Origin of the sequence: Methylobacterium sp. J-059 (assembly GCF_022829485.1) — a bacterium.
Taxonomy (GTDB): domain Bacteria; phylum Pseudomonadota; class Alphaproteobacteria; order Rhizobiales; family Beijerinckiaceae; genus Methylobacterium.
The window spans coordinates 21,559-44,662 of the sequence record NZ_JAKSYA010000171.1 but is presented as its reverse complement, the minus strand read 5'-3'; the positions used below and the strand labels follow the sequence as shown (position 1 = coordinate 44,662).

Below are 23,104 nucleotides of genomic sequence, written 5' to 3'. Positions count from 1 at the left end.
CTCACTCCGCCGCCTCACGCGCGGCCGGCGCCTGGCCGGCGCCGTAGGAGCGGGTCGGCGCGACGAAGCCGCAGGACGTGCCGTCCACGACCTTCACCTGATCCTCCCACGGCAGCCTGTACCGGCCGGCGGCGAGGTCGTGCATGTAGGTGTAGGGGCAGTCCTGCGCGCCGCCCTTCACCGCCGTGCAGCCGCGGTGGCCGAGCTGGTAGATGTTGTTCTCGACGCCCCAGTGGATCCGCGCCTCGCGCACGAGGTCGGGCCGGACCTCGGCGGTGATGATCTCGTCGACGCGGCCGGTGGTGCCGTGGGCGAGGATCGCCCCGTCGAAGTTGCAGACCATGCCCTCGCCCATCGAGTCGAAGGTGCCGTCCGAGCCGCACAGGCAGACGTTGGCGGTGACCATCAGGTTGCAGAAGGCGTTCGACTGGTTGGTGAAGCGCCAGGATTCGCGGATCGGCGCGGTGTAGCCGGCCGTGCGGATCATGATCTCGGCGCCCTTGTAGGCGCATTCGCGCGCCATCTCCGGGAACATCCCGTCGTGGCAGATGATCAGGGCGAGCTTGGCGCCCTTCGGCCCGTCGATCACCGGGATGCCGAGGTCGCCGGGCTCCCACGGCTCCACCGGCACCCAGGGGTGCATCTTGCGATAGTACAGCTTCACGTCGCCGGCATCGTCGATGATCAGGCCGGTGTTGTAGGGCGCGCCGTGCGGGTTGAGCTCCATGATGGAGAAGCAGCCCCAGATCCGGTTGTCGACGCAGGCCTTGCGGAAGGCGGCGACCTCCGGCCCGTCCATCCGGCACATCAGCTCCGGCCGGGTGTCCATCGACAGGCCGTGGAGCGCGTATTCGGGAAACACCACGAGATCCATGCTCGCCATGTTGGCCCGCGCCTTGGCGACCATCGCGACGACCCGGTCGGCCTGCGCGCCCAGGTCGGCCGGCGTCTCGACCTTCGGCAGCTTCAGCTGGACGAGGCCGACGACGACGCCGTTCGGGGATTTGTTCAGCCCACCGAGACCGTTCATGCGAAACCTTATTTCGAGAGGGAGAGCTCGCCCGGCGCGCCGGCCAGCGCCCGGTCGGGCGACGAGGTGGCGATCAGCAGGGCCAGGGTGAGGACGTAGGGTGCGGCGTAGTACAGGTAGTAGCCCTGCGTGACGCCGACCGATTGCAGCGCCGGCCCGAGCGCCCCGGCGCCGCCGAACAGCAGGGCGGCCGCGAAGCACGCAAGCGGGTTCCAGCGGGCGAAGATCACCAGCGCCACCGCCATCAGCCCCTGGCCCGAGGAGATCCCCTCGTTCCACGAGCCCGGATAGTACAGCGACAGGTAGGCGCCGCCGATCCCGGCGAGCACGCCGCCGGCGGCGGTCGCGAAGAGCCTCACGCGGTCGACGTCGTAGCCCATGGCACGCGCCGCGTCGGCGCTGTCGCCGACGACGCGCACGATCAGCCCGGCCTTGGTGTTGCGGAACGCCCACCACAGGAACACCGCGAGCGCGGCGCCGACGAGGAACAGCACGTTGACGCGCAGCGCCGCCTGGATCTGCGGCACGTCCGACCAGAACCCGAACGGGATCGCCGGAAGCGGCGGCGCCGAGGGCTGGATGAAGGCCTTGCCGAAGAAGAAGGCCAGCCCGGTGCCGAACAGCATCAGGGCGATGCCGACCGCCACGTCGTTGACCCGCGGCAGGCGGCAGACGAACCCGTGCAGAAGCCCGAAGGCACCGCCGGCGAGCCCCGCCACCGCGACGCCGGCCCAGGGCGAGCCGGTGAGCACCGCGGTGGCGTAGGCCGACATCGCGCCGAACACGAGGGTGCCCTCGAGGCCGAGGTTGATCCGCCCCGAGCGCTCGGTGATGGTCTCGCCGAGGCTGACGAACAGGAACGGCGTCGAGACGCGGATCGCGCCGCCGACCACCGCGATCAGGACGCTCCAGAGCCCGAGATCGCCGCTCATCGCCCGCCCTCCGCCGCGCTCATGCGGGCGCTCATGCGGGCGCTCCCGCCGGCAGCGCGGCGGCGGCGCGCTTGGTGGCCCACAGGTGCGGGCTGAACAGGTGCAGGCGCCCGTAGAGCGTCTCGCTAGCGAGCACCACGAGGAACAGCAGCCCCTCCAGCACCAGCACGGTGGCGTCGGGCAGCTGCATCCGGCGCTGGATCAGCCCGCTCGACGCCTCGATCCCGCCGAGCAGGAACGCGACCGGCATGATCGCGATCGGGTTCTGGCGGGCGAGGAAGGCGACGAGGATGCCGGTGTAGCCGTAGCCGGCGGCCAGCGTGCCGTTGGCGGTGCCCTGAACCGCGACCACCTCGAAGAACCCGGCGAGCGCCGCGAAGGCGCCGCCGAGGGCGGTGAAGCCGACGATCAGCCGCCCGACCGGCAGACCCTGGATCTGCGCCGCGCGCACGTTGCCGCCGGCGATCCGCGCGGCGAAGCCCAGCGTCGTGCGGTCCATCAGCACGTAGGCGACGAGGCAGGATAGGACGCCGACGCCGAGGCCCCAATGCACCCCGATCCCCGGCATCGGCGCGAGCATGAAGGCGTCGCCGACGGGCAGCGTCGAGGGCTTGTTGAGGCTCGCCGGATCGCGCAGCCAGCCCTCGATCAGGTGGTTGGAGAGCGCGATGGCGATGTAGGACAGCAGCAGGCTCGAGATCGTGGCGTTGACGCCGCGATAGGCCTGCAGAAACCCGACGGCGCCGATCCAGACCGCGCCGACCAGCGCCGCGGCGAGCGCCATCAAGGGGATCGCGAGACCGGGCGGAAGGGCGGCCAGCGGCTGGGCCGCGGCGGCGGCGCTGAGGCCGCCCAGCACGATCGCCCCCTCCCCGCCGATCACCACGAGGCCGAGGCGGGCGGGCAACGCGACGCAGAGCGCGGCGAACAGCAGGGGTGCGGCGCGCTGCAGGCTGTTGCCGAGCGCGAAGGACGAGCCGAAGCCGCCGCGATAGACGATGTCGACGAACTGGAGCGGCGACTTGCCCAAAGCCGCCAGGAACAGCCCGAACAGGACGAAGCCCGCGAGCGCCGCGCCGACCGGGATCAGGAACGCCTCCGAGCGCCGCGCCAGCCAGGCCCGGGCCTGAAGGCCGCGCGCCGGCGGATCCGCCGTCTCGACCGGTGCCACAGCGGCGTCCGCGACCATCCCGCACCTCCGAACCGGTTCCACCATCCTGCGACGCGTGCGGCAGGAAGCGTGCCAGCCCCGCAACCGGGCCGGTGCAAGCCTTCGCCGCCCCTTCCCTCCCCCCTCTGCGGGGGGAGGGAGAGCGTCGAACCGTGCCTCAGACCGAGCCCTTCACGCCCGCGACCAGGTAGTTCGTGCTTTCCAGCTCGGCCGCCTTCTCGGGGTAGCCCTTTCCGGCGGCGAGGATCTCCTTGCCGGCATTGTCCTTGAGCGGTCCCTTGATGATCTGGTAGCCGCCCTTCATCATCTCGGCCTTGACCGCGTCCGCGTTCTTGCGCGCCGCGTCGCTGACGCCCGGGCCGTAGGGGCTCATCTTGACGTAGCCGTCGGCGAGGCCGCCGCGGACGAAGTTCTCCGGCACCTTGCCGGCCTGCATCGCCTCGACGAAGCCCTTGTAGATCGGCAGCCAGTTCCACTCCGCCCCGGTGAGGTACTTCTGCGGCGCCAGCGGCGACTGGTCGACGTGGTAGCCGCAGACGAAGGCGCCCCGGCGGGCGGCGGTCTCCACCGTCACCTTCGGGCTGTCGACGTGGCAGGTGACGACGTCGGCGCCGCCGTCGATCAGCGCGTTCGTGGCCTCGGCCTCCTTGACCGCGAGCGACCACTCGCCGGTGAAGATCACCTGGCAGGTGATCGACGGGTCGACGCTCTGCGCGCCGAGCAGGAAGGCGTTGATGTTGTTGAGGACCTGCGGGATCGGCTTGGCGGCGACGAAGCCGAGCTTCTTCGACTTGGTGGCGTGCCCGGCGGCGATGCCGTTGAGGTACTGCCCCTGCGCGATGTAGCCGAAGTAGGAGCCGGCGTTCTTCGGGTCCTTGTCGGTCCACAGGCCGCCGCAGTGCCGGAACTGGATCTTGGGGTTCTTCTTGGCCTCGGCGACCATGTAGGGGCTGTAGTAGCCGAACGAGGTCGGGAGCAGCAGCGTCGCCCCGTCGAGGTTGATCATGCTCTCCATGGTCTTCTCGACCGCGTTGGTCTCGGGGACGCGCTCCTCCTCCGTGACCTCCAGGCCGGGCATGCCCTTCAGGGCCTTCGCGGCGAGGGCGTGGGCCTGGTTGTAGCCGTAATCGTCCTTCGGCCCGACATAGATGAAGCCGGCGGTGAGCGTGCCGGCGGCGCGCGCCCGCGAGAGGGGCGTCAGCGCGAGCGCGGCGGCGCCCCCGAGGAGGTGCCTGCGCGAAAGCGAATGATCTGCCAAGGCCGTCTGCTCCGTCCCGAATGCGGGGCGAAGTCTAGGCTTGGCCGCAACACCGGCGAAGCCGAGATTTTCGGCATCGTCGGCGTCGTTGCGGCTCAACGCGACGCCTGATCGACCTGGATCAGGCGCCTAAAATCAGTCCTGCCACTGCGAATCTTTTCGGCAAAGCTCGTGGCGGCGTTCGGACCGACCTCAGCGGCTGCGATAGGCCCGCGCGTCGCGGCCGTCGCGCAGCGAACCGGTGACGAGGCCGTCGTCGACCCCGTAGACGCTCCGCGCGTCGCCACGCGGGGTGCGGCCCGCGGCATCGAGGGCGTTCGGGATGGCGGCGCGGCCTTCGAGGCCGCCGGGCGCGAGCGCGGGCGGGATGCCGGCGGGCGCGTTGTAGCTCTGGGCGAAGGCGGTGGTGGACAGGGCGAGCCCGAGGGAGGCGGCGAGGATCAGGCGTGCGGTCATGGGAGGCATCCGAGGTTCGATCGGTCGGCGACCCCGTGGTCGCCGACGCTCTCGGACCTAGATTTTCACCAGACCTGCCTTTGGAAAGGGCCGTGAATGCTGAAGTTTTAGCCTGATTTCCAGGGAATACCCGCCGCGGGCGGATCGAACGGGCCGGCCCGGCCGAACTCTAAGATTAAAAGGCGCATTAAATCAAATACTTAACAGAGCAATCGGTCGCCGCTGCCCTGTTATTCGGCATCTGGCACGCTTCTTTCGCGGAGCGTGCGGTTCGGCACCCGGCCCGTCGCTGCGGGTGCCGGGCTAGCCCCGGCCGATGGTCGCCACGATCTGCCCGTGCGGCTCGTCGGTCGGCAGGAACACGGTGTTGGCGTTCGCAAGCCCGAACGGCGCCAGGTTGATCGGGATGTAGTGCTTGTTCGGCATGGCGAACCCGATCTCGCCGACCTCGGGAATCGCGGCCAGCACCGTCTCGCCCATCCGGTACATGCTGTCCTGCACGCCAAGGCTGTAGGTGGTGCCGAACACGGTGAGCAGGTGGGTGAGGATGTCGGCGTTGGCGGCGGCGTAATCGGCCGGCGGCCGCGTCCAGGTCCAGGTCGCGTCCATGGCGGTGGCGGCGATGCGGTCGGTGGTGTCGGGCAGGGTGCGGTAGCCGTCGTCGACGAAGTCGGACCAGCCCGATTGCGTGGTCTTCATGAAGGTGAAGTTGCGCAGGCCCGATTGCAGCGCGCGCGCGCCCCGGCTCGCGACGAGCCGGACGAAGCCGGTGCCGTTGGCGTCCAGCGTGAAGGTGTGGCCGTGCGGCTCGCCCGCGACGGCGTAGCGGAGCCAGCGCGTCTCCAGCCCCTCGATCGTGACCTCCTCGATCTGGGGATAGGTGTCGAGGAACACCGCCGCGACCGCCTCGACGAAGGCTTCCTTGTCGAGGGACAGGTTCTTGGCCGCGGTGACGTTGACGATGTTCTTGACGCTGTCGGTGGCGACGCAGGCGCGGTTGTCGCCCGCGGTCCAGGCGGCGTCGAAGGCGCCCTTCATCAGCACGGTGAGGGTGAGCTCGCGCGGGGTGTGGTGGTCGCCCTCGCGGGTCAACCGCATGACCCGGACGCGGCCCTTGCCGTAGGTCGAGGCGATGAGCGGCATGGAGGTCTCCGGTTCGGGTGGAGGTTCGTCGGAGCGTCTTCGCCGGATCGCGCGGACGGACGCGATCCCGCGACGGGCGTCAGTGCTCGGAGGCCGCGGCCTGGCGCAGGGCCGCGTCGCGGGCGTCGGCCGTGCTGCCGAGGCCGTTGAAGAACAGGTTGAGGACCACCGCGGCGATCGCGCAGAGCAGGATGCCGGATTCGAGCAGCGGATGCAGCGCGTGCGGCATCTGCTTGAAGAAGTTCGGCGCGACGAGCGGGATCATCCCGAAGCCGACCGAGACCGCGACGATGAACAGGTTGTTGCGGTTGCGGGCGAAGTCGACCGCGCCGAGGATGCGCGCCCCGGTGGCGCCGACCATGCCGAACATCACGAGGCCGGCGCCGCCGAGCACGCATTGCGGCACCGCCTCGACCAGGGCGGCGAGCTTCGGGATCAACCCGAGCCCGAGCATGATCACGCCGCCGACCACGGCGACGTAGCGGGTGCGCACGCCGGTGACGCCGACGAGGCCGATGTTCTGCGAGAACGAGGTGTAGGGAAACGTGTTGAACACGCCGCCGATGATCGTGCCGAGCCCGTCGCCGCGCAGGCCCTTGGTCAGGCGCCTCTCGTCGACCGGGTCGGCGCAGATCTCGGCGAGCGCCAGGAACATGCCGGTCGACTCGATCATCACCACGATCATCACGATGCACAGCGTCACCACCGAGACCGGATCGAAGGTCGGCAGCCCGAAGGCGAAGGGGCGCACCACGTCGAACCACCCGGCGGCGGCCACGTGCGAGAGGTCGACCAGCCCGAAGACGCCGGCCACGAGCGTGCCGACGACGATCCCGATCAGCACCGAGGCGGAGGCGACGAAGCTGGTGCCGTAGCGGGTGATCGCCAGGATCACGCAGAGCACGAAGGCGGCGATCCCGAGGAAGACCGGCGCGCCGTAGCTCGGGTTGCCGACCCCGCCGGCCGCCCAGTTCACGCCGACGCGCATCAGCGAGATGCCGATGACGAGGATGATCGTGCCGGTGACCACCGGCGGGAACAGCGGCAGCAGCCGCCCGACGAGCGGCGCCACCAGGAACGCGAACAGCCCGGCGGCGATCACCGCGCCGTAGATGCCGGTGAGCCCGATCTCCGGGCTCGCGCCCATGGCGATCATCGGCGTGACGGCGGCGAAGGTCACGCCCATCATCACCGGCATGCGGATGCCGATGCCGGGCAGGCCCCAGCTCTGCACCAGGGTGGCGAGGCCGCCGGCGAACAGGTCGGCGCTCACCAGCATCGCCACCTGCTCCGGCGCCAGCTTCAGGGCGCGCCCGACGATCAGCGGCACGGCGACGGCGCCGGCATACATCACCAGCACGTGCTGGAGGCCGAGGAGACCGAGCGCGAGGGCGCCGACCCGGGCGACCGGCGCGGTGGCGGGCCCGAGCGGCACCGGACCGCTCTCAGGCAGGACATCCGGGTGGGCCGTGCTCGACATCGGCGAACGCTCCAGCAGGCCGCCGGATCGGTCCGGCTGCCGAGGACAGATCCTCGCGCAAGGCATGTGCCAGCGCAGGCCCCGCAGGGGCGGGCGATCGCGCGGCCGACCCGCCCGACGGACGCGCCGCTTGGCCCGTTGCCTGCTACCCTCGGCCGCGAGACCCGACGCGCGAGGCCCGATGACGATTCCCCTGGCCGACCTGAACGCGATGGCGGAGGCCGACTTCGTCGCCGCCCTCGGCGCGGTGTTCGAGCACGCGCCCTGGGTGGCGCAGCGGGCGGCCGCCGCACGGCCCTTCGCCACCGTCGAGGCGCTGTACGGCGCGATGCGCGCCGCGGTGGAGACGGCGCCCGACACGGCGCGCCTCGCGCTGCTGGCGGGCCATCCCGAGCTGGCGGGCCGCGCGGCGCGCGACGGCGCCATCGCCCCCGATTCGATCGCCGAGCAGGCGGCGGCCGGGCTCGACCGGATGTCGGACGCGGAATACGCGCGCTTCGAAGCGCTCAACGGGGCCTACCGCGCGAAATTCTGCCTGCCCTTCATCCTGTGCGTCAAGCGGCACGGGCGCGCCGCGCTGCTCTCCGCCTTCGCGGCGCGTCTCGACTCCGACGCCGCGACCGAGCGGCGGACCGCCGAGGCCGAGGTCCTCCGCATCGCCGCGATCCGCCTGAACGCGCTGGTCTCCGGCGAGGGGCCGCTCAGGACGACGGGGCGGATCTCGACGCACGTGCTCGATACGGTGAGCGGGCGCCCGGCGGCCGGCGTCGCGGTGAGCCTCCACGAGATCGTCTCGGAGACCGAGACGGCCCTGGTGGCGCGGGCCGTGACCAATGCCGACGGGCGCACCGACGCGCCGCTCGTCGGCGGCCGGCCGGTGCCGATCGCGGTCTACGAGCTGCGCTTCGCCCTCGGCGACCATTACCGCCGGCTCGGGCTTTCGCTCGCCGAGCCGGCCTTCCTCGACGTCGTTCCGCTGCGCTTCGGCGTCGCGGAGCCGGAGGGGCACTACCACGTGCCGCTGGTGGCGACGCCGTGGAGCTTCCAGACCTATCGCGGAAGTTGAGCCGCACCGCGGAAAATCGTCTTCCTGGGGCGCACCGCGGCGGGGTTCGCGCGTTGTCGGCGCAGATCCCACGAGGAGCCGCCATGCTGCGTTCCGCCCAAGTCCTGATCCTCTCGCTCTGCCTCGGCTGCGGCCTGGCCGGCGCGGCCTCGGCCCAGTCCGTCGGCGCCCCCGCCGGGCGCGTCGCCGCGACCGCCCCGGGCGGCACGGTCGGCAAGGCCGGGGCGCGCAACCGGATGGAGGCGATCCGCAGCGGCGACGCCTACGGCCGGCGCCGGATGCGCCACCACCGCCGCCACCGGCGCTGAGCCGCCCGCGCCCCTCACGCGATCACGGAGAACCCATCGATGCGCCTCGCCACCCTCACGGCCCTGACCCTCGCCGCCGGCCTCGGCCTCGGCGGCTCCGCCTTCGCCCAGTCGACGGGCGCCCCTGCGGGGCTCGACCCCGCGACGGCGCCCGGCGGCACCGAAGGCCGCGCGGGCCCGCAGAACGAGATGAACGCCGTCCGCGACGGCGACGCGGTGGCGGTTCCGCCGCCGGCGGGCGACGTCACGACGGAGGCGCCGCCGCGCCGGGACGACGTGCCGCCGCAGCCCCGCTACTGAACCGGACGCGCGGGCGGCCCCCCGCTCGCGCGCCGGAGACGGCGGCCCGCTACTGCGGCAGCTTGTCGTCGATGCCCTTCACGTACCAGTTCATGCCGAGGATCATCGGGTCGGGCGCGTCCTCGCCCGCCTTCACCGCGACCGTGCCGTCCTGCTTCGTCACCGGGCCGGCGAAGGGGTGGACCTTGCCCGACGCGATGCCGGCCTTGGTCTCCTCGGCCATCGCCTTCACGTTGTCCGGCATGTTGGTGAAGGGCGCGAGCACGACCATGCCGTCCTTGATGCCGCCCCAGGTGTCGTGGCTCTTCCACGAGCCGTCGAGCACCGCCTTGGCCTCGCCGATCACGTAGCCGTCCCAGTCGTCGGTGATCGAGGTCAGCTGCGCCTTCGGGGCGAAGCGGAACTGGTCCGAGGACTGGCCGAAGGCGAGCTTGCCGGCCTTCTCGGCCTCCTGCAGCGGGGCCGCGGAATCGGTGTGCTGGGTCAGGATGTCGGCGCCCTGCGCGAGCAGGGCCTTGGCGGCCTCCGCCTCCTTGCCCGGGTCGAACCAGGTGTTCACCCAGACGATCTTGAGCTTGACGTTGGGGTTCACCGACTGCGCGCCCAGCATGAAGGCGTTGATGCCGCTCACCACCTCGGGGATCGGGAACGAGGCGATGTAGCCGACCGTGCCGGACTTCGAGAGCGTGCCGGCGATCTTCCCGCAGACGTAGCGGCCCTCGTAGAAGCGGGCCGAGTAGGTCGAGACGTTGGCGCTGCGCTTGTATCCCGTGGCGTGCTCGAACTTCACGGTGGGGAATTTCTTGGCGACCTTCAGGGTCGGCTCCATGAAGCCGAACGAGGTGGTGAAGATCAGCTTGGCGCCCGAGCGCGCCAGCTTCTCGATCGAGCGCTCGCTGTCGGCCTCGGGCACGCTCTCGAGAAACGTGGTCTCGACCTTGCCGGGCATCGCCGCCTCGAGCGCCTTGCGGCTGAGGTCGTGCTGGTAGGAATAGCCGTAATCGGCCACCGGGCCGACATAGACGAAGCCGACCTTGAGCTTGTCGTCGGCCCGCGCGGCGGGTGCGAGCAGAAGAGCCGCCAGGATGGCGCCGGTGATCGTCCGCATGGTCGTCGATGTCCCCAAGGTCGATACCCCCAACATGGCCCCCGCCTTCTAGCGGTGGGGCGTGAATTCGCGGCCCAGGGCGGCGGGCGCCAGCGAGCCGCCCTGGCGCCGCCCGAGGGACAGCAAGACCAGGGCCAGGATCGTCGCAACGTAGGGCAGCGCCGACAGCGCCTGCCCCGGCAGGCCGAGGCCCGCGGCCTGGGCGTGGAGCTGGAGCACCGTCGCGCCGCCGAACAGCAGCGCCCCGGCGGCCACCCGCAGCGGGCGCCACGAGGCGAACACCACCAGCGCCAGGGCGATCCAGCCGCGCCCGGCGGTCATCCCCGGCGACCAGAACGGGGTGTAGGCGAGCGACAGGTAGGCGCCGGCGAGCCCGGCGCAGGCGCCGCCGAACAGGACCGCGAGGACGCGGACCTTGCGCACCGGCAGGCCGAGCGCGTGCGTCGCGGTGTGGTCGTCGCCGATGGCGCGCAGCACCAGCCCGGCGCGGCTCCGGCCGAGGAACCACCACACCCCGAGCACCAGGGCGACCGCGACGTAGACGAAGGCGTCCTGCCCGAAGAGCAGGTCGCCGACGACCGGCAGGTCGCTCAGCCCCGCCACGTGGAGGTGGGGCGCCGGATCGCGCTTCATCCCGACGTAGCCGGTGCCGACAAGGCCCGAGAGCCCGAGGCCGAGGATCGTCAGGGCGAGGCCCGAGGCGACCTGGTTGGCGGCGAGCCCGACCGTGAGGATCGCGAACAGCCCCGACAGCGCGAGCCCGGCGCCGGCGCCGCCGAGCGCGCCGGCGAGCGTCGAGCCCGTCTCGGTGGCGACCGCGAAGCCGGCGGCGGCGCCGAGCACCATCATTCCCTCGGTGCCGAGGTTGAGCACCCCGGAGCGCTCCGCCACCAGCTCGCCGATCGCGGCCAGGATCAGGGGCGTGGCCGCGGTCAGCACGGTGACGAGCACCATCTGGACGATGTCGAGGGTCATGGCCGCCTTCTCACCATGCCCGGCGCCTCACGCGGTCCGCCGGGGGCCGCCCGGCACGAGCCGGACGCGGTAGCGGGCGAGCACGTCCGCCCCGAGCACGAAGGCGAGCAGCAGCCCCTGGAACGCGCGGGTGAGGTCGAGCGGCAGCTTCAGGTCGATCTGGGCCGACTCGCCGCCGATCGTGGTCAGCGCGATCACCCCGGCGGCGACCAGGATTCCCGGGGGGGACAGCCGCCCGAGGAAAGCGACGATGATCGCGGTGAAGCCGTAGCCCGGCGAGATCGTCGGCTGCAGCTGGCCGATCTTGCCGGCCACCTCGCAGATGCCGGCGAGCCCAGCCGCCGCCCCCGAGATCGCGAAGACGGCGAGCGTCAGGCGGGCGTCGCTGAAGCCCGCGAACCGCGCCGCGCGCGGCGCGGCGCCGACGACGCGGACCTCGAAGCCGAACAGCGTCCGGGCGAGGACGAGCGTCGCGACGATCACGGCAGCGAGCGCGATCAGCACGCCGGCATGCAGCGTGTCGCCCTCCATCAGGTAGGGCAGCCGCGCCGCCGGATCGAACGGCACGCTCTGCGGGAAGTTGAAGCCCGCCGGATCGCGCAACGGCCCGCGGGCCATGTAGTCGAGCAGCAGCTCCGCGACGTAGACCAGCATCAGGCTGGTCAGGATCTCCGAAACGCCGAGGCGGACCTTCAGGAGCGCCGGGAGCATCGCGTAGGCGAGGCCCGCCAGCGTGCCGGCGGCCAGCATCGTCGGCAGGATCCAGGCCGTGAAGCCCTCCGCCCCTTGCGTCGCGACGCCGATCCAGCCGCCGGCCAGGCCGCCGACCACGAACTGGCCCTCGGCGCCGATGTTCCACAGGCTCGCCCGGAAGCAGAAGGCCAGCCCCGTGGCGACCAGCGCCAGCGGCGCCGCCTTCAGCGCCACCTCCTGCAGCGACCACACCTCGCTCAGCGGGATGACGAAGTAGGTCGTGAACGCGGCCCCCGGCGCGACGCCGAGCAAAGCCACCGCGATCCCGCCGACGAGCACGGCGCCGGCGAAGGCGATGACCGGCGACAGCGCCGAGAGCACGGCCGAACGCCGGGCGCGCGGGCTCAGATCGAGGCGCATGGGAGGCTCTGAACAGTCGGAAAGAATCGCGGGCGGCTCCTCCCTCCCCCCTCTGCGGGGGAGGGCGGGCCTCGCGTCAGCGAGGGTCGGGAGAGGGGAGCGACGGTGCCGGACGCGGCGCTCCCCTCTCCCCCCCTGCTGCGCAGGGTACCCTCCCCCGCTTCAGGGGGAGGGAAGAACGCCGCAGCTTCACGCATGCGATCCGCCCATCAGCAAGCCCACCGCCTCGCGGGTCGTCTCGCCCGCCGGGACCGGCTCGGAGAGGGTGCCGGAATGCAGCACCGCGATCCGGCTCGCGATCTCGAACAGCTCGTCGAGGTCCTGGCTGATCACCAGCAGCGCGGCGCCGCGGGCGGCGAGATCGATCAGCGCCTGGCGGATGCGGGCGGCGGCCGAGGCGTCGACGCCCCAGGTCGGCTGGTTGACCACCAGCACGCCGGGCTCCGCCTGGATCTCGCGCCCGACGACGAACTTCTGCAGGTTCCCGCCCGACAGGGTGCCGGCGGCGGGGTCAGGGCCGGCCTTGCGCACGTCGAAGGCCGCGATCACGGCGGCCGCGAGCGCGCGTGCCGCCCCGCGCCGGAGCAGGCCGAAGCGCGCGAGCGGCGCGGTGGCGTGGCGCGAGAGCACCGCGTTCTCGGACAGGCTCATGCCCGGGGCGGCCGCGTGGCCGTTGCGCTCCTCGGGCACGAAGGCCGCGCCGCGCCGGCGCCGCGCGTTGATGTCGAGCCGCCCGACGGCCGCGCCGTCGACGACGACCGCCTCGGCCCGCGCCGCGGCGGTCTCGCCGGAGAGCGCGGAGAAGAACTCCGCCTGCCCGTTGCCGGCGACGCCGGCCACGCCGAGGATCTCGCCGCCCCGGACGGTGAGGCGGATGTCGGCGAGCGCGGTGCCGTGCAGGCCGGGCGCCGGCAGGGACAGGCGATCGAGGACGAGGCGCGGCGGGCCGAGCGCGGCGCCGGCGCGGCCGGTCACCGCGCCGACCTGCGCCCCGACCATCAGGGCCGCGAGCGAGCGGGCGCTCTCCCCCTGCGGATCGCAGGCGCCGACGACGCGCCCGTGGCGCAGGATGGTGGCGCGGGTGCACAGGCGCCGCACCTCGTCGAGCCGGTGCGAGATGTAGAGCAGCGCCCGGCCCTCGTCGCGCAGCCGCTCCAGCACCGAGAACAGCTGCTCCGCCTCGCCCGGCGTCAGCACCGAGGTCGGCTCGTCGAGGATGACGAGGCGCGGGTCCTGCAGCAGGCAGCGCACGATCTCGATGCGCTGGCGCTCCCCGGCCGAGAGCGACCAGACCGGCCGGGCGGGATCGAGGTGCAGGCCGTAGGCCGCCCCGAGCGCGGCGATCCGCTCGGCGAGCGCCCTGCCCGAGAGGGTCTTCGGCATGACAAGGGCGATGTTCTCGGCCACCGTCAGGTTCTCGCAGAGCGAGAAGTGCTGGAACACCATCCCGATGCCGATGGCGCGCGCCGCCTCGGGGTCGGGCAGCTGCACGATGTCGCCCTTGTGGGTGACGACGCCCTCCGTCGGCTCCAGCAGCCCGTAGAGGATCTTCATCAGGGTCGACTTGCCGGCGCCGTTCTCGCCGAGCAGCGCGTGGATCTCGCCGGCGCGGATCTCGAGGTCGACGCCGTCGTTGGCCTTGAAGTCGCCGAAGCGCTTGACGATGCCGTAGGCCCCGTAGAGCGGCGCGGTGCCGGCGGCGGGCGACGGCACGGCCGCCATCAGGCGCCGCCGAGGAGGCTGAGGGCGAGCCGGCCGTGGTCCTCGCGCAGCTTCCGCGTGTCCATGCCGACGGGGTTTCCGTCGACCACCCGCCACCGGCCCGCGACCATCACCCGGTCGGCGCGGTGCGCGCCGCACAGCACGAGCGCGGCCAGCGGATCGTGCGCGCCGGAGAAGCGCAGCGCGTCGAGGGTGAACAGCGCAAGGTCGGCCTCGCGGCCCGGCTCGATCCGGCCGATGTCGTCGCGCCCGAGGCAGCGGGCCGAGCCCTCGGTCGCCCAGCGCAGGGCGTCGAGATGCGTCACCGCTTCGGCGCCGTAGGTCAGGCGGTTGATCATCAGGGCGTGGCGCACGCCCTCCATCAGGTTGGAGCTGTCGTTCGAGGCCGAGCCGTCGACGCCGAGGCCCACCGGCGCGCCCGCCGCCTCCAGCTCGCAGGTGCGGCACTGGCCCGAGGCCAGCGTCATGTTCGAGGTCGGGCAGTGGCAGACGCCGACGCCGGCCTTGCCGAGCCGGCGCACCTCGTCGTCGTTGAAGTGGATGCCGTGCGCGAGCCAGGCCCGCGGGCTCATCCAGCCGACCTCCTCGAGGTAGTCGACCGGCCGCTGGCCGAACATCTCCAGGCAGTAGGCGTCCTCGTCCAGCGTCTCGCCGAGATGGGTGTGGAGCTGGCAGTCGTGGCGGTCGGCGAGCGCCGCGCTCTCGCGCATCAGCCGCTTGGTGACGTTGAAGGGCGAGCACGGCGCCAGCCCGATCCGCACCATCGCGCCGGGCTTCGCGTCGTGGAACAGGTTCAGCACCCGCTCGCTGTCGGCGAGGATGGTGTCGTCGTCCTGCGTCAGGCATTCGGGCGGCAGGCCGCCGTCCTTCTCCGACAGGCTCATCGAGCCGCGGGTGACGAAGGCACGGATGCCGAGGCTGCGCGCCTCGTCGACCTGCACGTCGACGGAATCCTCGAGCCCCTTCGGGTAGAGGTAGTGGTGGTCCCCCGCCGTGGTGCAGCCGGAGAGCAGCAGCTCGGTGTAGGCGAGCCGCGTCGCGAGCCGGAACGCATCGGGGGTGATCTTGTCCCAGACCGTGTAGAGCGCCTTCAGCCACGGGAACAGCGGCTTGTTGATCGCCAGCGGGTGGGCCCGCGTCAGCGTCTGGAAGAAGTGGTGGTGGGTGTTGATCAGCCCGGGGATGACGACGTGGCGCGACGCGTCGAAGGTCTCGTCCACCGGCGCGGCGGGCTGCGCGCCGGCCGCCACGCGCTCGACGATGCGGCTGCCCTCGACCACGATGCCGCCGCCGGCGCCCTCGGCGAGGATCGCCAGCGGATTGCGAATCCACAGGCGCCGGAGCGTTTCGTCCCCTCGGGGCCTGGCGTCGGATCCCGTCATGCCGTCTCCCATCCCGTCACGGTCGTGCGATCGGCGATCCAACCGGCGATCAGAAGATGTGGAACGCGACGCCGGCGAGGAAGCTCTTCTCTTCCGTGCCCTTGAACGTCGCCGTCTCGACGTTGCCGAACTTGTTCAGCCAGTACTGGAAGCCGATGAAGGCGTCGACCTTGTTGGGCTGGTCGTAGATCAGCTTGCCCACGTCGAGCACCAGGTTGGTGCGCGACAGGAATTCGAGGCCGCGCTTCGGGTTGAAGGCGAAGTCGGCCACGTTCTGCACGCCGCGGCCCTTGGGCAGCACGATGTTGTTGAAGCCGGTCAGGCTCAGCGGCAGGTTGGTGAAGGCGAGGGGGAAATTGTAGACCACCTCGAATTCAGGCACCACGTCGAAGCTCTGGTCGCGATCGGGCTGCAGGTTGAAGCCGTTGCGGTTCCACTCCTTGTAGGCGTGGACCGACAGGTTCAGGAACCCGGCCGGCACGTCGAAGGAGAAGTTGAGGCCGCCGACCACGTCGCGCTTCTTCGAGCCGAACGCGTCGTTCTGCGAGTTCGCGTCGAAGCCGAAGGCGAGGGAGATGTCCTTGACGATGCCCGGCAGCGTGAACGCCTTGGAGTTGGTCAGCGCGTTGAGGCTCAGGGTGCCGCGATAGAGGCCGTAGGCTTCGGTGTTGCCGTAATCGGCGAAGAACGGCGCGCCGACGCTGCCGGGCGGGTTCGTGGTGCCGGCCGGGAATTGCGACCCCGACTTGAGGATGTCGAGCGAGAAGAAGTTCGTGCCGTAGGCCCAGGCGTCGGCATGCGAGATGTTGTAGATCTGCTTGGGCGCCTCGCGGCTGACGAACGAGCCGTCGGCCTTCTGGATCTGGACGCCCGGCGACACGGTCGGGAACTGGTAGCGATAGCTGAACTGCGTGTCGGCGAAGAGGAAGAACGGCGCTTCCTTGGCCGGCGCCTCGACGGGCGCCTTGTCCTTCTTCGCGTCGAGATCGGCCGCCGCGCCGTATCCCACCAGACCGAGCGACATGGCCGCTGCAACGAGTCCCCGAGCGATCATGTCTGCCCTCTCCGTGCCGAAAATCCGGTGAGCAGGCAGCAACCGATATGCCAGCGCGTGCCACCTGGGCGAGAGGCGGCGGCCGAGTCATAATTCGGCAACAGGTTTGCCGGCCGAGCGCAGGCGCCCGCTCCGACGGGTGCGGCGGCGGCGACCCTGAAACGCGCGACGCGGCGGCCGGGCTCCCACCTCCGGCGGCGCGTCGTCCGCCGACGAACGCGCCACCGCCCATGACGTCGGCAGCATGCGCACAACATTCGAGCAATGTCGGGCAGTATTTGCGGATGCATTCCGCGCCATCGCCCGACATCGTCGCGTCGTGCGCCGCCGAGCCGGCCGCAGGACGGGAGATTCGCGCCGATGGTGACCGTGGATGCCGAGCCGGGCCCGCTGGCGATCGACCTGGCGACGACGGCGCTGGTGATCATCGACATGCAGCGCGATTTCCTGGAGCCCGGCGGCTTCGGCGAGAGCCTCGGCAACGACGTCTCGCTGCTCGCCGCCGCCGTGCCGCCGGCGCAGGCGCTGCTGGCGGCGGCGCGGCGGGCCGGCCTCCTCGTGGTCCACACCCGCGAAGGGCATCGCCCCGACCTGTCGGACGCGCCCGCCGCCAAGATCGCCCGCGGCACGCCGTCCGCCCGCATCGGCGCGCCCGGGCCGATGGGGCGCATCCTGATCCGCGGCGAGCCCGGCCACGACATCGTCGCCGACCTCGCGCCCGCTCCCGGCGAGCCGGTGGTCGACAAGCCGGGCAAGGGCGCGTTCTACGCCACCGACCTGGCCGAGATCCTGGCCGCGCGCAGCGTCGCCACGCTGCTCGTCTGCGGCGTCACCACCGAGGTCTGCGTCCACACCACCGTGCGCGAGGCCAACGACCGCGGCTACCGCTGCCTCGTGGTGTCGGATGCCTGCGGCTCGTACATCCCGGCCTTCCACGCGGCCGGCCTCGCGATGATCGTGGCGCAGGGCGGCATCTTCGGATGGGTGTCGGATTCGCACCGCGTCGTCGCCGCGATCGCCGCCGGCCGCACCGCGTGATCGACCACGCCCCGAGCCGCCAAGCTTGGCCCGGTTATTGCCCGGCGAGCGCGACTGATGGAGCAGGAGTTCGTTGGATGCGTACGGTCTTGGCAAGCACCCTGTGTCTCGCGTTGCTGACGACGTCGGGCCTCGCGCAATCCTACACCGCGCCCGCGCCGACCGACGTCCCGTCGAGCGGCACGAAGAGCCTCAACAAGGCCGACCGCAAGATCGCCTGCACCCAGGAAGCCGACCGCCGCAACATGCGCGGCCTGAGCCGGCAGCAATATCGCGCCGCCTGCCGCAACCGCCCGATCCCGCGGGGCTGAGCGGCCGCGCCTTGCCGAGCGGGCGATCGGGTTCTATCCGCGCCGGGCCGTGACCGATCCACGCCCGAAGCGAGTGCCCCGGTGGACGCCCCGACACGCTACGCGCTCTACGTCACGCCGGAGCCCGGATCGGCGCTCGCCGCCTTCGGCGAGGCGGTCCTCGGCGATGCGCCCCTGCCCGGATGGGACGCGGCCGCGCGCGCGGCGCTCGCCGCCGTCACCGCGGCGCCGCGGGTCTACGGCTTCCACGCGACGCTGAAGGCGCCGATGCGCCTCGCCGCTGGCCGGACCGAGGGCGACCTCCTCGCCGCCTGCGCGGCGCTGGCGCAGCCCCGCGCGCCCCTGGCGGTCGGGCCCCTCGCGGTGACCCTGCTCGGGGACTTCGTCGCCCTGGTGCCCACCGCGCCGCCGCCCGGGCTCGGCCTGCTCGCGGCCGAGTGCGTCGCCGCCCTCGACCCGTTCCGGGCCGGCCTCACCCCGGCGGAGCGGGCGCGCCGCCAGCCGGAGCGCCTCGACGCGCGCGGCCGCGCGCTCCTCGACCGCTGGGGCTATCCCCACGTCTTCGAGGCCTTCCGCTTCCACATGACCCTGACCGGCCGCCTCGCCGGCGACGCCCGCGAAACCTGGCGCGCCCGCCTCGCGGCGGCCTGCCCGCCGACGTCGCTGACGATCGACGCGATCACGCTGCTGCGCCAGGACGGCGCGGCGCCGTTCCGCCTCCTGCGCCGGATCCCGTTCAGGCCTGCACCGGCCTCGCCTTGAGCACCCTTCATCGGGTGGATGAGCGGTCCCGGCGGCGAAAGGTTTCCCTGCCGCCTGCCTGTCCGAGCATCGGCAAACGGCTTCAGAACGCCCTCAGCCGAAACTTTTGGATCTTGCTGTCGTCCTTGCTCCTTGCCGCCTGCACCTCCCGGTAAAACCCGAGAAAGGACGAGCCCGCGATCAAGCTGATACGGTCGCTTCCCCAGCCGTGACTCGGATCCGACAGCTTCGAACGGATCGACCGGAACTTGCCGGTGTAGGTCTCAGGGGAGGCATCGGTGCCCTCCAAGGTCACGAGGGCTTCGGCTTTCCGATTGGCGAGACGCCCCTCGATGCGCACGTCGGGAGAATAGCCTGGGGCACCCGGTTTCAGATGCGCGAAGAATCGGTTGGCCGACAGCGTGACGGCGGCGTCTCCTTCCACCGTCACCCAGCCCTTCTCGGTCGGCGTTACCCAAGTCCAGTGCCACGGTGCGTCCTCGGCATTCGCCGCGGCGGCGCGGCCGAGCACCAGGGCGGCGGCGAGGAAGCCTCCGATCGACGGGCGCGACAAAGCATCTCTTCCTGAAAAACTTTCAGGGATCGACGTTCGAGGCGATCGCTCCGCCTCCTTCGCATCCGAATCGAATAGCGCGCGTCGCAGGACCGCCGTCAGGGCGCTGGTTCGGAACATCGTGATCGTCATTCGACGGGAACGCGAATCGCGTGCACCGCCAGAGCGGTATATCCGACGACGGCGCCGAGCCAGACTAAAATCCTGCGCGCCGTCCGATCGGGCGCCTTCATCCCTTGGCACCGAAGGCCCATGATCCCGTCTCCGAAGCCGAGCGTCGGCGCGCGGGGCATGGGCTTTGCCGGAACGGCAGGATCGGCGCCCGTTCAGGACGAAACCGCGGGTTGCGGCGCGGCTGTCATCCTATCGTCGCGCGCGACGGGTCTACCGGCGCATCCCTCGCGGCGGACGGCACGCATGCTCATCGTCGATAGCCTCACGCGGCGCTACGGACCGCGCCTCGCGGTCGACCGGATCTCGCTGCGGATCGAGCCGGGCAGCTTCGTCGGGGTGATCGGGCGGTCGGGCGCCGGCAAGTCGACCTTCCTGCGCATGCTCAACCGCCTCGCCGAGCCCTCGGCCGGGCGGATCCTGTTCGACGGGCTCGACGTCACCGCGCTCCGGGGGCGCGACCTGCGCCGCTGGCGCGCCCGCTGCGCCATGGTGTTCCAGCAGTTCAACCTGGTCGGCCGCCTCGACGTGCTGACCAACGTGCTGATGGGGCGCCTCGCCCACGCCCCGAGCTACCGCGCGCTCCTGAAGCTGTGGTCGGCCGAGGACCGGGCGCGGGCGCTCGCGGCGCTCGAGGCGTTCGACATGGCGGGCTTTTCCGCCCACCCCGCCGACCAGCTCTCGGGCGGGCAGCAGCAGCGGGTCGCGATCGCCCGCGCGCTGGTGCAGGAGCCCGACATCATCCTCGCCGACGAGCCGGTGGCCTCGCTGGACCCGCGCAACATCAAGCTGGTGATGGATGCGCTCGCCGACGCCAACCGGCGCCTCGGCATCACCGTGCTGTGCAACCTGCACTCGCTCGACCTCGCCCGCGCCTATTGCGACCGGCTCGTCGGCCTCGCCGACGGCCGCGTGGTGTTCGACGGCGGCGCCTTCGACCTCACCGAGGACGTCGCCAAGCAGCTCTACGGCCTGGAGGCCGGCGAGGTGATGGACCGGGCGCCGAACGCGGTCGAGCCCGCCGCACTCGTCGCCTGACCCCGGACGAACCCCGTGCCACGCCCCTTCCCGGAGATGATGATGCTCGACCGTCGCACCCTCGTCGGCGCCCTCGCGGGCGGCCTGGCCGCGCTCGCCCTGCAGCCCGCCCTGGCTCAGGATTGGAAGGCGACGGTGCCCGAGATCACCCTCGGCGCGATTCCCGTCGAGAACGCCACGGGCACCACCGACCGCTACGCGCCGCTCGCCGCCTACCTCACCAAGGCGCTCGGGGTGCCGGTGAAGCTGCGGGTCGCCAACGACTACGCCGCGGTGATCGAGGGCCAGCGCGCCGGCAACATCCAGATCGCCTTCTACGGCCCGGCCTCGTTCGCCCGCGCGGTGATGACGGGGGTGAAGGTCGACCCGATCGTCAACCAGAAGCACGATAACGGCGCCTCGGGCTACTACTCGGTGCTCTACGTGCGCGCCGACAGCCCGTACCGGACGATCGCGGACCTGAAGGGCAGGAACCTCGCCCTGGTCGACCCGAACTCGACCTCCGGCAACCAGGCCCCGCGCTTCTTCCTCAACAAGAGCGGCCACGACGTCGACGCGCTGTTCGGCAAGACCGTCTACGCCGGCAGCCACGAGAACGCGGTGCTGGCGCTGACCCAGGGCACGGCCGACGCCGCCGCCAACCTGTGGAACTCCGAGACCGATTCCGTCGTCACCCGCATGGCCGCCAAGGGCATGCTGAAGAAGCCCGACGGCACGCCGCTGAGCCCGTCCGACTTCCGCATCGTCTTCAAGTCCGCGTTCCTGCCCGAGGGCCCGTTCGCGATGCTGTCGAGCCTGCCCGCCGACCTGAAGCGCAAGATCGTCGAGGCCTTCGTCGCTTTGCCGACCGCCGACAAGGCCGCCTTCGACCGCCTCTCCGACGGCAAGGACCTCGGCCTCACCCCCGTGACGCTGGAGGATTACCAGCCGATCATCGAGATGCTGAAGTTCAACGACGCGCAGCGCCGCAAGTCCTGATCCCGGGACCGGACGGGTCGCCGCCGTGAGCGGGCGGATCGCGCCGCTGCCGCCCGAGCGGGCGGCGGCCCTGGCCGAGGCCTACGGGCGCGCGGTCGCGTCGACCCGGCGGCGGAGCCTGGCATTCCTCGCGGTCGTCGCCGGGCTGCTGGTCCTGTCGGGCCTGATGGCCGAGGTGCGCCCGCTGGTGCTCGCCGACAACATCGGCAACCTCACCGCCTATCTCGGCCGCATCCTGCCGCACCTGACCCTCGCCGACCTGCGCGGCGACCTCGCCGAATGGTACTGGGGCCTGCCGAAATGGGCGGCGCTCCTCGGCGAGACCCTGCTGATGGCCTATCTCGGCACGCTGCTCGGCGGCGTCGGCGCCTTCCTGCTGTGCTTCGGCGCGGCCGCGAACCTCGCCCGCACCCGCGCCGGCCGCTTCCTGACGCGCCGCGCCCTCGAGGTCCTGCGCACGGTGCCCGAGATCGTGTTCGCCCTGCTCTTCGTCATCGCCTTCGGCCTCGGCCCGATGGTGGGCGTGCTGGCGCTCGCCCTCCACACCACGGGGGCGCTCGGCAAGCTGTTCTCCGAGGTGGTCGAGAACATCGACATGAGGCCGGTCGAGGGGCTGACCGCATCGGGCGCCTCGCGGATCCAGGCGATCCGCTTCGCGGTGCTGCCGCAGGTGCTGTCGAGCTTCGCCTCCTACGGGCTGCTCCGCTTCGAGATCAACGTGCGCGGCGCCGGGGTGATGGGCTTCGTCGGCGCCGGCGGCATCGGCCAGGAGCTGCTGGTGGCGATCCGCAACTTCTACGACGCGGACGTGAGCGCGATCCTCCTGATGATCGTCGCGACGGTGATGGCGATCGACCTCGGCACCGAGCGGCTGCGCCACCACCTCATCGGGGCGGAGGGCGCGCGATGAGCCGGCCGCCGCGTCCCGTGGACGTCGCCGCCCTGCGCCGGCGCCACCCCGACGCGTTCCGGACCGCGTGGGGCGCGCGGCTCGCGACGCTCGCGACCCTGGCCGCCCTCCTCGGGCTCGCGGCGTTCGCGATGGTGCGCCTCGACTTCTCGGCCACCCGCATCGTGTGCGGCCTCGGGCGGCTCGCCGAGTTCTCGCTGATGATGCTGCCGCCCTCGGCCGGCGGCCGCTTCCCCGATTTCCTGCACGCGCTCGGCGAGACCCTGGCCATCGCCTTCCTCGGGACGCTGGCCGCGGCACTGGTCGCCTTCCCGCTGGCGCTGCTCGCGGCCCGGAACGTGGTGCCGAACCCGTTCGCGCATTTCGCGGTACGCCGCGGCCTCGACGTGGTCCGCTCGGTCGACGTGCTGATCTGGGCGCTGGTCTGGATCAACGTCGTTGGGCTCGGCCCCTTCGCCGGCGCGCTGGCCATCGCCTGCTCCGACGTCGGGGCGCTCGGCAAGCTGTTCTCGGAGGCGGTCGAGACCGTCGATCGCCGCGACGGCGAGGGCGTCGCGGCCTCCGGCGGCGGCGCGCTCCACCGCATCCGCTTCGGCCTCGTGCCCGCCGTCCTGCCGGTGCTCGGCAGCCAGGTGCTGTACTTCTTCGAATCGAACACCCGATCGGCGACGATCATCGGCATCGTCGGCGCGGGCGGCATCGGCCAGTACCTGAGCGAGCTGATCCGGGTGCTCGAGCTGCAGCAGGTCGCCTGCCTCGTGCTGATGATCCTCGTCGCCGTGGCGGCGATCGACGCCGTGTCCGGCCGGCTGCGCCGGGCGCTGATCGGCGGGCCGGCGCGGTAG

24 protein-coding genes are annotated in these 23,104 nt (G+C 71.8%); 10 read left to right on the top strand and 14 right to left on the bottom strand.

Features of this window, described 5'->3' with window-relative positions:
* Window position 1: 1 nt before the first annotated feature.
* The 7 genes from MKK55_RS26480 to MKK55_RS26450 form a co-directional block, all read right to left on the bottom strand.
* Complete coding sequence (locus tag MKK55_RS26480) at window positions 2-1,030, bottom strand: formamidase (RefSeq protein WP_243938538.1); 1,029 nt, start codon at window positions 1,028-1,030, stop codon at window positions 2-4.
* 8 nt (window positions 1,031-1,038) lie between these two features.
* On the bottom strand, window positions 1,039-1,962 hold the full coding sequence (locus MKK55_RS26475; RefSeq protein ID WP_147728579.1) for an ABC transporter permease: 924 nt from the start codon (window positions 1,960-1,962) through the stop codon (window positions 1,039-1,041).
* A gap of 31 nt (window positions 1,963-1,993) precedes the next feature.
* Complete coding sequence (locus tag MKK55_RS26470; RefSeq protein WP_243938103.1) at window positions 1,994-3,151, bottom strand: ABC transporter permease; 1,158 nt, start codon at window positions 3,149-3,151, stop codon at window positions 1,994-1,996.
* A 139-nt stretch (window positions 3,152-3,290) separates the two neighbouring features.
* Entirely contained in the window at window positions 3,291-4,391 is a 1,101-nt protein-coding gene (locus MKK55_RS26465; protein WP_147843347.1) for a BMP family ABC transporter substrate-binding protein, read from the bottom strand.
* A 192-nt stretch (window positions 4,392-4,583) separates the two neighbouring features.
* Window positions 4,584-4,847 carry a hypothetical protein gene (locus tag MKK55_RS26460; protein WP_147728710.1) on the bottom strand — a complete coding sequence of 88 codons (264 nt, stop codon included), beginning with the start codon at window positions 4,845-4,847 and terminating at the stop codon, window positions 4,584-4,586.
* 303 nt (window positions 4,848-5,150) lie between these two features.
* Window positions 5,151-5,990 carry a factor-independent urate hydroxylase gene (gene pucL / locus MKK55_RS26455; protein ID WP_243938105.1) on the bottom strand — a complete coding sequence of 280 codons (840 nt, stop codon included), beginning with the start codon at window positions 5,988-5,990 and terminating at the stop codon, window positions 5,151-5,153.
* Window positions 5,991-6,069: 79 nt separating this feature from the next.
* Window positions 6,070-7,470 (bottom strand): nucleobase:cation symporter-2 family protein, encoded by a 1,401-nt coding sequence (locus tag MKK55_RS26450; protein ID WP_243938536.1) that lies wholly within the window; start codon window positions 7,468-7,470, stop codon window positions 6,070-6,072.
* A 181-nt stretch (window positions 7,471-7,651) separates the two neighbouring features.
* On the opposite strand from MKK55_RS26450, the gene uraD reads away from it, so the two are divergent.
* The 3 genes from uraD (at window position 7,652) to MKK55_RS26435 (ending at window position 9,144) form a co-directional block, all read left to right on the top strand.
* On the top strand, window positions 7,652-8,536 hold the full coding sequence (uraD, locus tag MKK55_RS26445; RefSeq protein ID WP_243938534.1) for a 2-oxo-4-hydroxy-4-carboxy-5-ureidoimidazoline decarboxylase: 885 nt from the start codon (window positions 7,652-7,654) through the stop codon (window positions 8,534-8,536).
* 83 nt (window positions 8,537-8,619) lie between these two features.
* The gene (locus tag MKK55_RS26440; RefSeq protein ID WP_243938532.1) at window positions 8,620-8,844 is read left to right on the top strand and encodes a hypothetical protein; all 225 of its coding nucleotides are present in this window, start codon (window positions 8,620-8,622) and stop codon (window positions 8,842-8,844) included.
* Window positions 8,845-8,883: 39 nt separating this feature from the next.
* On the top strand, window positions 8,884-9,144 hold the full coding sequence (locus tag MKK55_RS26435) for a hypothetical protein (protein ID WP_243938529.1): 261 nt from the start codon (window positions 8,884-8,886) through the stop codon (window positions 9,142-9,144).
* Between the two features lie 49 nt (window positions 9,145-9,193).
* Here the strand turns inward: MKK55_RS26435 and MKK55_RS26430 are convergent, their stop codons facing one another.
* From MKK55_RS26430 to MKK55_RS26405, 6 genes are all read right to left on the bottom strand, one after another.
* Window positions 9,194-10,252: a BMP family ABC transporter substrate-binding protein gene (locus MKK55_RS26430; RefSeq protein WP_147843782.1), complete on the bottom strand. Its 1,059-nt coding sequence runs from the start codon at window positions 10,250-10,252 to the stop codon at window positions 9,194-9,196.
* 48 nt (window positions 10,253-10,300) lie between these two features.
* On the bottom strand, window positions 10,301-11,227 hold the full coding sequence (locus tag MKK55_RS26425; RefSeq protein ID WP_243938527.1) for an ABC transporter permease: 927 nt from the start codon (window positions 11,225-11,227) through the stop codon (window positions 10,301-10,303).
* Window positions 11,228-11,254: 27 nt separating this feature from the next.
* A complete protein-coding gene (locus MKK55_RS26420; protein WP_243938525.1) occupies window positions 11,255-12,340 on the bottom strand; it encodes an ABC transporter permease in 1,086 nt (361 codons plus the stop codon).
* Window positions 12,341-12,529: 189 nt separating this feature from the next.
* Entirely contained in the window at window positions 12,530-14,062 is a 1,533-nt protein-coding gene (locus tag MKK55_RS26415; protein ID WP_243938522.1) for an ABC transporter ATP-binding protein, read from the bottom strand.
* Window positions 14,062-15,444, bottom strand: a complete 1,383-nt coding sequence (locus tag MKK55_RS26410; protein ID WP_147843786.1) for an 8-oxoguanine deaminase — start codon at window positions 15,442-15,444, stop codon at window positions 14,062-14,064. The genes MKK55_RS26415 and MKK55_RS26410 overlap by 1 nt, the downstream gene beginning before the upstream one ends.
* Window positions 15,445-15,493: 49 nt before the next feature.
* Window positions 15,494-16,498, bottom strand: coding sequence for a hypothetical protein (locus tag MKK55_RS26405; protein WP_147729244.1), 1,005 nt, complete (start codon window positions 16,496-16,498; stop codon window positions 15,494-15,496).
* A gap of 360 nt (window positions 16,499-16,858) precedes the next feature.
* Between MKK55_RS26405 and MKK55_RS26400 the strand changes: the two genes are divergently transcribed.
* The 3 genes from MKK55_RS26400 (at window position 16,859) to MKK55_RS26390 (ending at window position 18,609) form a co-directional block, all read left to right on the top strand.
* A complete protein-coding gene (locus MKK55_RS26400; RefSeq protein WP_243938120.1) occupies window positions 16,859-17,536 on the top strand; it encodes a cysteine hydrolase family protein in 678 nt (225 codons plus the stop codon).
* A 77-nt stretch (window positions 17,537-17,613) separates the two neighbouring features.
* Window positions 17,614-17,847 carry a hypothetical protein gene (locus tag MKK55_RS26395; protein WP_147844746.1) on the top strand — a complete coding sequence of 78 codons (234 nt, stop codon included), beginning with the start codon at window positions 17,614-17,616 and terminating at the stop codon, window positions 17,845-17,847.
* An 81-nt stretch (window positions 17,848-17,928) separates the two neighbouring features.
* A complete protein-coding gene (locus MKK55_RS26390; RefSeq protein WP_243938520.1) occupies window positions 17,929-18,609 on the top strand; it encodes a DUF1045 domain-containing protein in 681 nt (226 codons plus the stop codon).
* Window positions 18,610-18,691: 82 nt separating this feature from the next.
* Here the strand turns inward: MKK55_RS26390 and MKK55_RS26385 are convergent, their stop codons facing one another.
* Window positions 18,692-19,294 carry a hypothetical protein gene (locus MKK55_RS26385; RefSeq protein ID WP_243938518.1) on the bottom strand — a complete coding sequence of 201 codons (603 nt, stop codon included), beginning with the start codon at window positions 19,292-19,294 and terminating at the stop codon, window positions 18,692-18,694.
* A gap of 285 nt (window positions 19,295-19,579) precedes the next feature.
* Between MKK55_RS26385 and phnC the strand changes: the two genes are divergently transcribed.
* Genes phnC through phnE (MKK55_RS26365) form a run of 4 tightly spaced genes read left to right on the top strand, consistent with a single transcriptional unit; the run spans window position 19,580 to window position 23,104 of the window.
* Complete coding sequence (phnC, locus tag MKK55_RS26380) at window positions 19,580-20,371, top strand: phosphonate ABC transporter ATP-binding protein (RefSeq protein WP_243938516.1); 792 nt, start codon at window positions 19,580-19,582, stop codon at window positions 20,369-20,371.
* Window positions 20,372-20,413: 42 nt separating this feature from the next.
* Window positions 20,414-21,349, top strand: a complete 936-nt coding sequence (phnD, locus tag MKK55_RS26375) for a phosphonate ABC transporter substrate-binding protein (RefSeq protein ID WP_147729660.1) — start codon at window positions 20,414-20,416, stop codon at window positions 21,347-21,349.
* 25 nt (window positions 21,350-21,374) lie between these two features.
* Window positions 21,375-22,259: a phosphonate ABC transporter, permease protein PhnE gene (gene phnE, locus MKK55_RS26370; RefSeq protein WP_147859454.1), complete on the top strand. Its 885-nt coding sequence runs from the start codon at window positions 21,375-21,377 to the stop codon at window positions 22,257-22,259.
* Window positions 22,256-23,104: a phosphonate ABC transporter, permease protein PhnE gene (phnE, locus tag MKK55_RS26365; RefSeq protein WP_243938514.1), complete on the top strand. Its 849-nt coding sequence runs from the start codon at window positions 22,256-22,258 to the stop codon at window positions 23,102-23,104. Before phnE (MKK55_RS26370) ends, phnE (MKK55_RS26365) begins: the two co-directional genes overlap by 4 nt.

Excerpts from the sequence above, each read along its gene's own strand:
- MKK55_RS26480 (WP_243938538.1), bottom strand. The coding sequence starts at position 1,030 with ATGAACGGTCTCGGTGGGCTGAACAAATCCCCGAACGGCGTCGTCGTC.
- MKK55_RS26475 (WP_147728579.1), bottom strand. The coding sequence starts at position 1,962 with ATGAGCGGCGATCTCGGGCTCTGGAGCGTCCTGATCGCGGTGGTCGGC.
- MKK55_RS26470 (WP_243938103.1), bottom strand. The coding sequence starts at position 3,151 with ATGGTCGCGGACGCCGCTGTGGCACCGGTCGAGACGGCGGATCCGCCG.
- MKK55_RS26460 (WP_147728710.1), bottom strand. The coding sequence starts at position 4,847 with ATGACCGCACGCCTGATCCTCGCCGCCTCCCTCGGGCTCGCCCTGTCC.
- pucL (WP_243938105.1), bottom strand. The coding sequence starts at position 5,990 with ATGCCGCTCATCGCCTCGACCTACGGCAAGGGCCGCGTCCGGGTCATG.
- MKK55_RS26450 (WP_243938536.1), bottom strand. The coding sequence starts at position 7,470 with ATGTCGAGCACGGCCCACCCGGATGTCCTGCCTGAGAGCGGTCCGGTG.
- uraD (WP_243938534.1), top strand. The coding sequence starts at position 7,652 with ATGACGATTCCCCTGGCCGACCTGAACGCGATGGCGGAGGCCGACTTC.
- MKK55_RS26440 (WP_243938532.1), top strand. The coding sequence starts at position 8,620 with ATGCTGCGTTCCGCCCAAGTCCTGATCCTCTCGCTCTGCCTCGGCTGC.
- MKK55_RS26435 (WP_243938529.1), top strand. The coding sequence starts at position 8,884 with ATGCGCCTCGCCACCCTCACGGCCCTGACCCTCGCCGCCGGCCTCGGC.
- MKK55_RS26430 (WP_147843782.1), bottom strand. The coding sequence starts at position 10,252 with ATGCGGACGATCACCGGCGCCATCCTGGCGGCTCTTCTGCTCGCACCC.
- MKK55_RS26425 (WP_243938527.1), bottom strand. The coding sequence starts at position 11,227 with ATGACCCTCGACATCGTCCAGATGGTGCTCGTCACCGTGCTGACCGCG.
- MKK55_RS26420 (WP_243938525.1), bottom strand. The coding sequence starts at position 12,340 with ATGCGCCTCGATCTGAGCCCGCGCGCCCGGCGTTCGGCCGTGCTCTCG.
- MKK55_RS26415 (WP_243938522.1), bottom strand. The coding sequence starts at position 14,062 with ATGGCGGCCGTGCCGTCGCCCGCCGCCGGCACCGCGCCGCTCTACGGG.
- MKK55_RS26410 (WP_147843786.1), bottom strand. The coding sequence starts at position 15,444 with ATGACGGGATCCGACGCCAGGCCCCGAGGGGACGAAACGCTCCGGCGC.
- MKK55_RS26405 (WP_147729244.1), bottom strand. The coding sequence starts at position 16,498 with ATGATCGCTCGGGGACTCGTTGCAGCGGCCATGTCGCTCGGTCTGGTG.
- MKK55_RS26400 (WP_243938120.1), top strand. The coding sequence starts at position 16,859 with ATGGTGACCGTGGATGCCGAGCCGGGCCCGCTGGCGATCGACCTGGCG.
- MKK55_RS26395 (WP_147844746.1), top strand. The coding sequence starts at position 17,614 with ATGCGTACGGTCTTGGCAAGCACCCTGTGTCTCGCGTTGCTGACGACG.
- MKK55_RS26385 (WP_243938518.1), bottom strand. The coding sequence starts at position 19,294 with ATGACGATCACGATGTTCCGAACCAGCGCCCTGACGGCGGTCCTGCGA.
- phnC (WP_243938516.1), top strand. The coding sequence starts at position 19,580 with ATGCTCATCGTCGATAGCCTCACGCGGCGCTACGGACCGCGCCTCGCG.
- phnD (WP_147729660.1), top strand. The coding sequence starts at position 20,414 with ATGCTCGACCGTCGCACCCTCGTCGGCGCCCTCGCGGGCGGCCTGGCC.
- phnE (WP_243938514.1), top strand. The coding sequence starts at position 22,256 with ATGAGCCGGCCGCCGCGTCCCGTGGACGTCGCCGCCCTGCGCCGGCGC.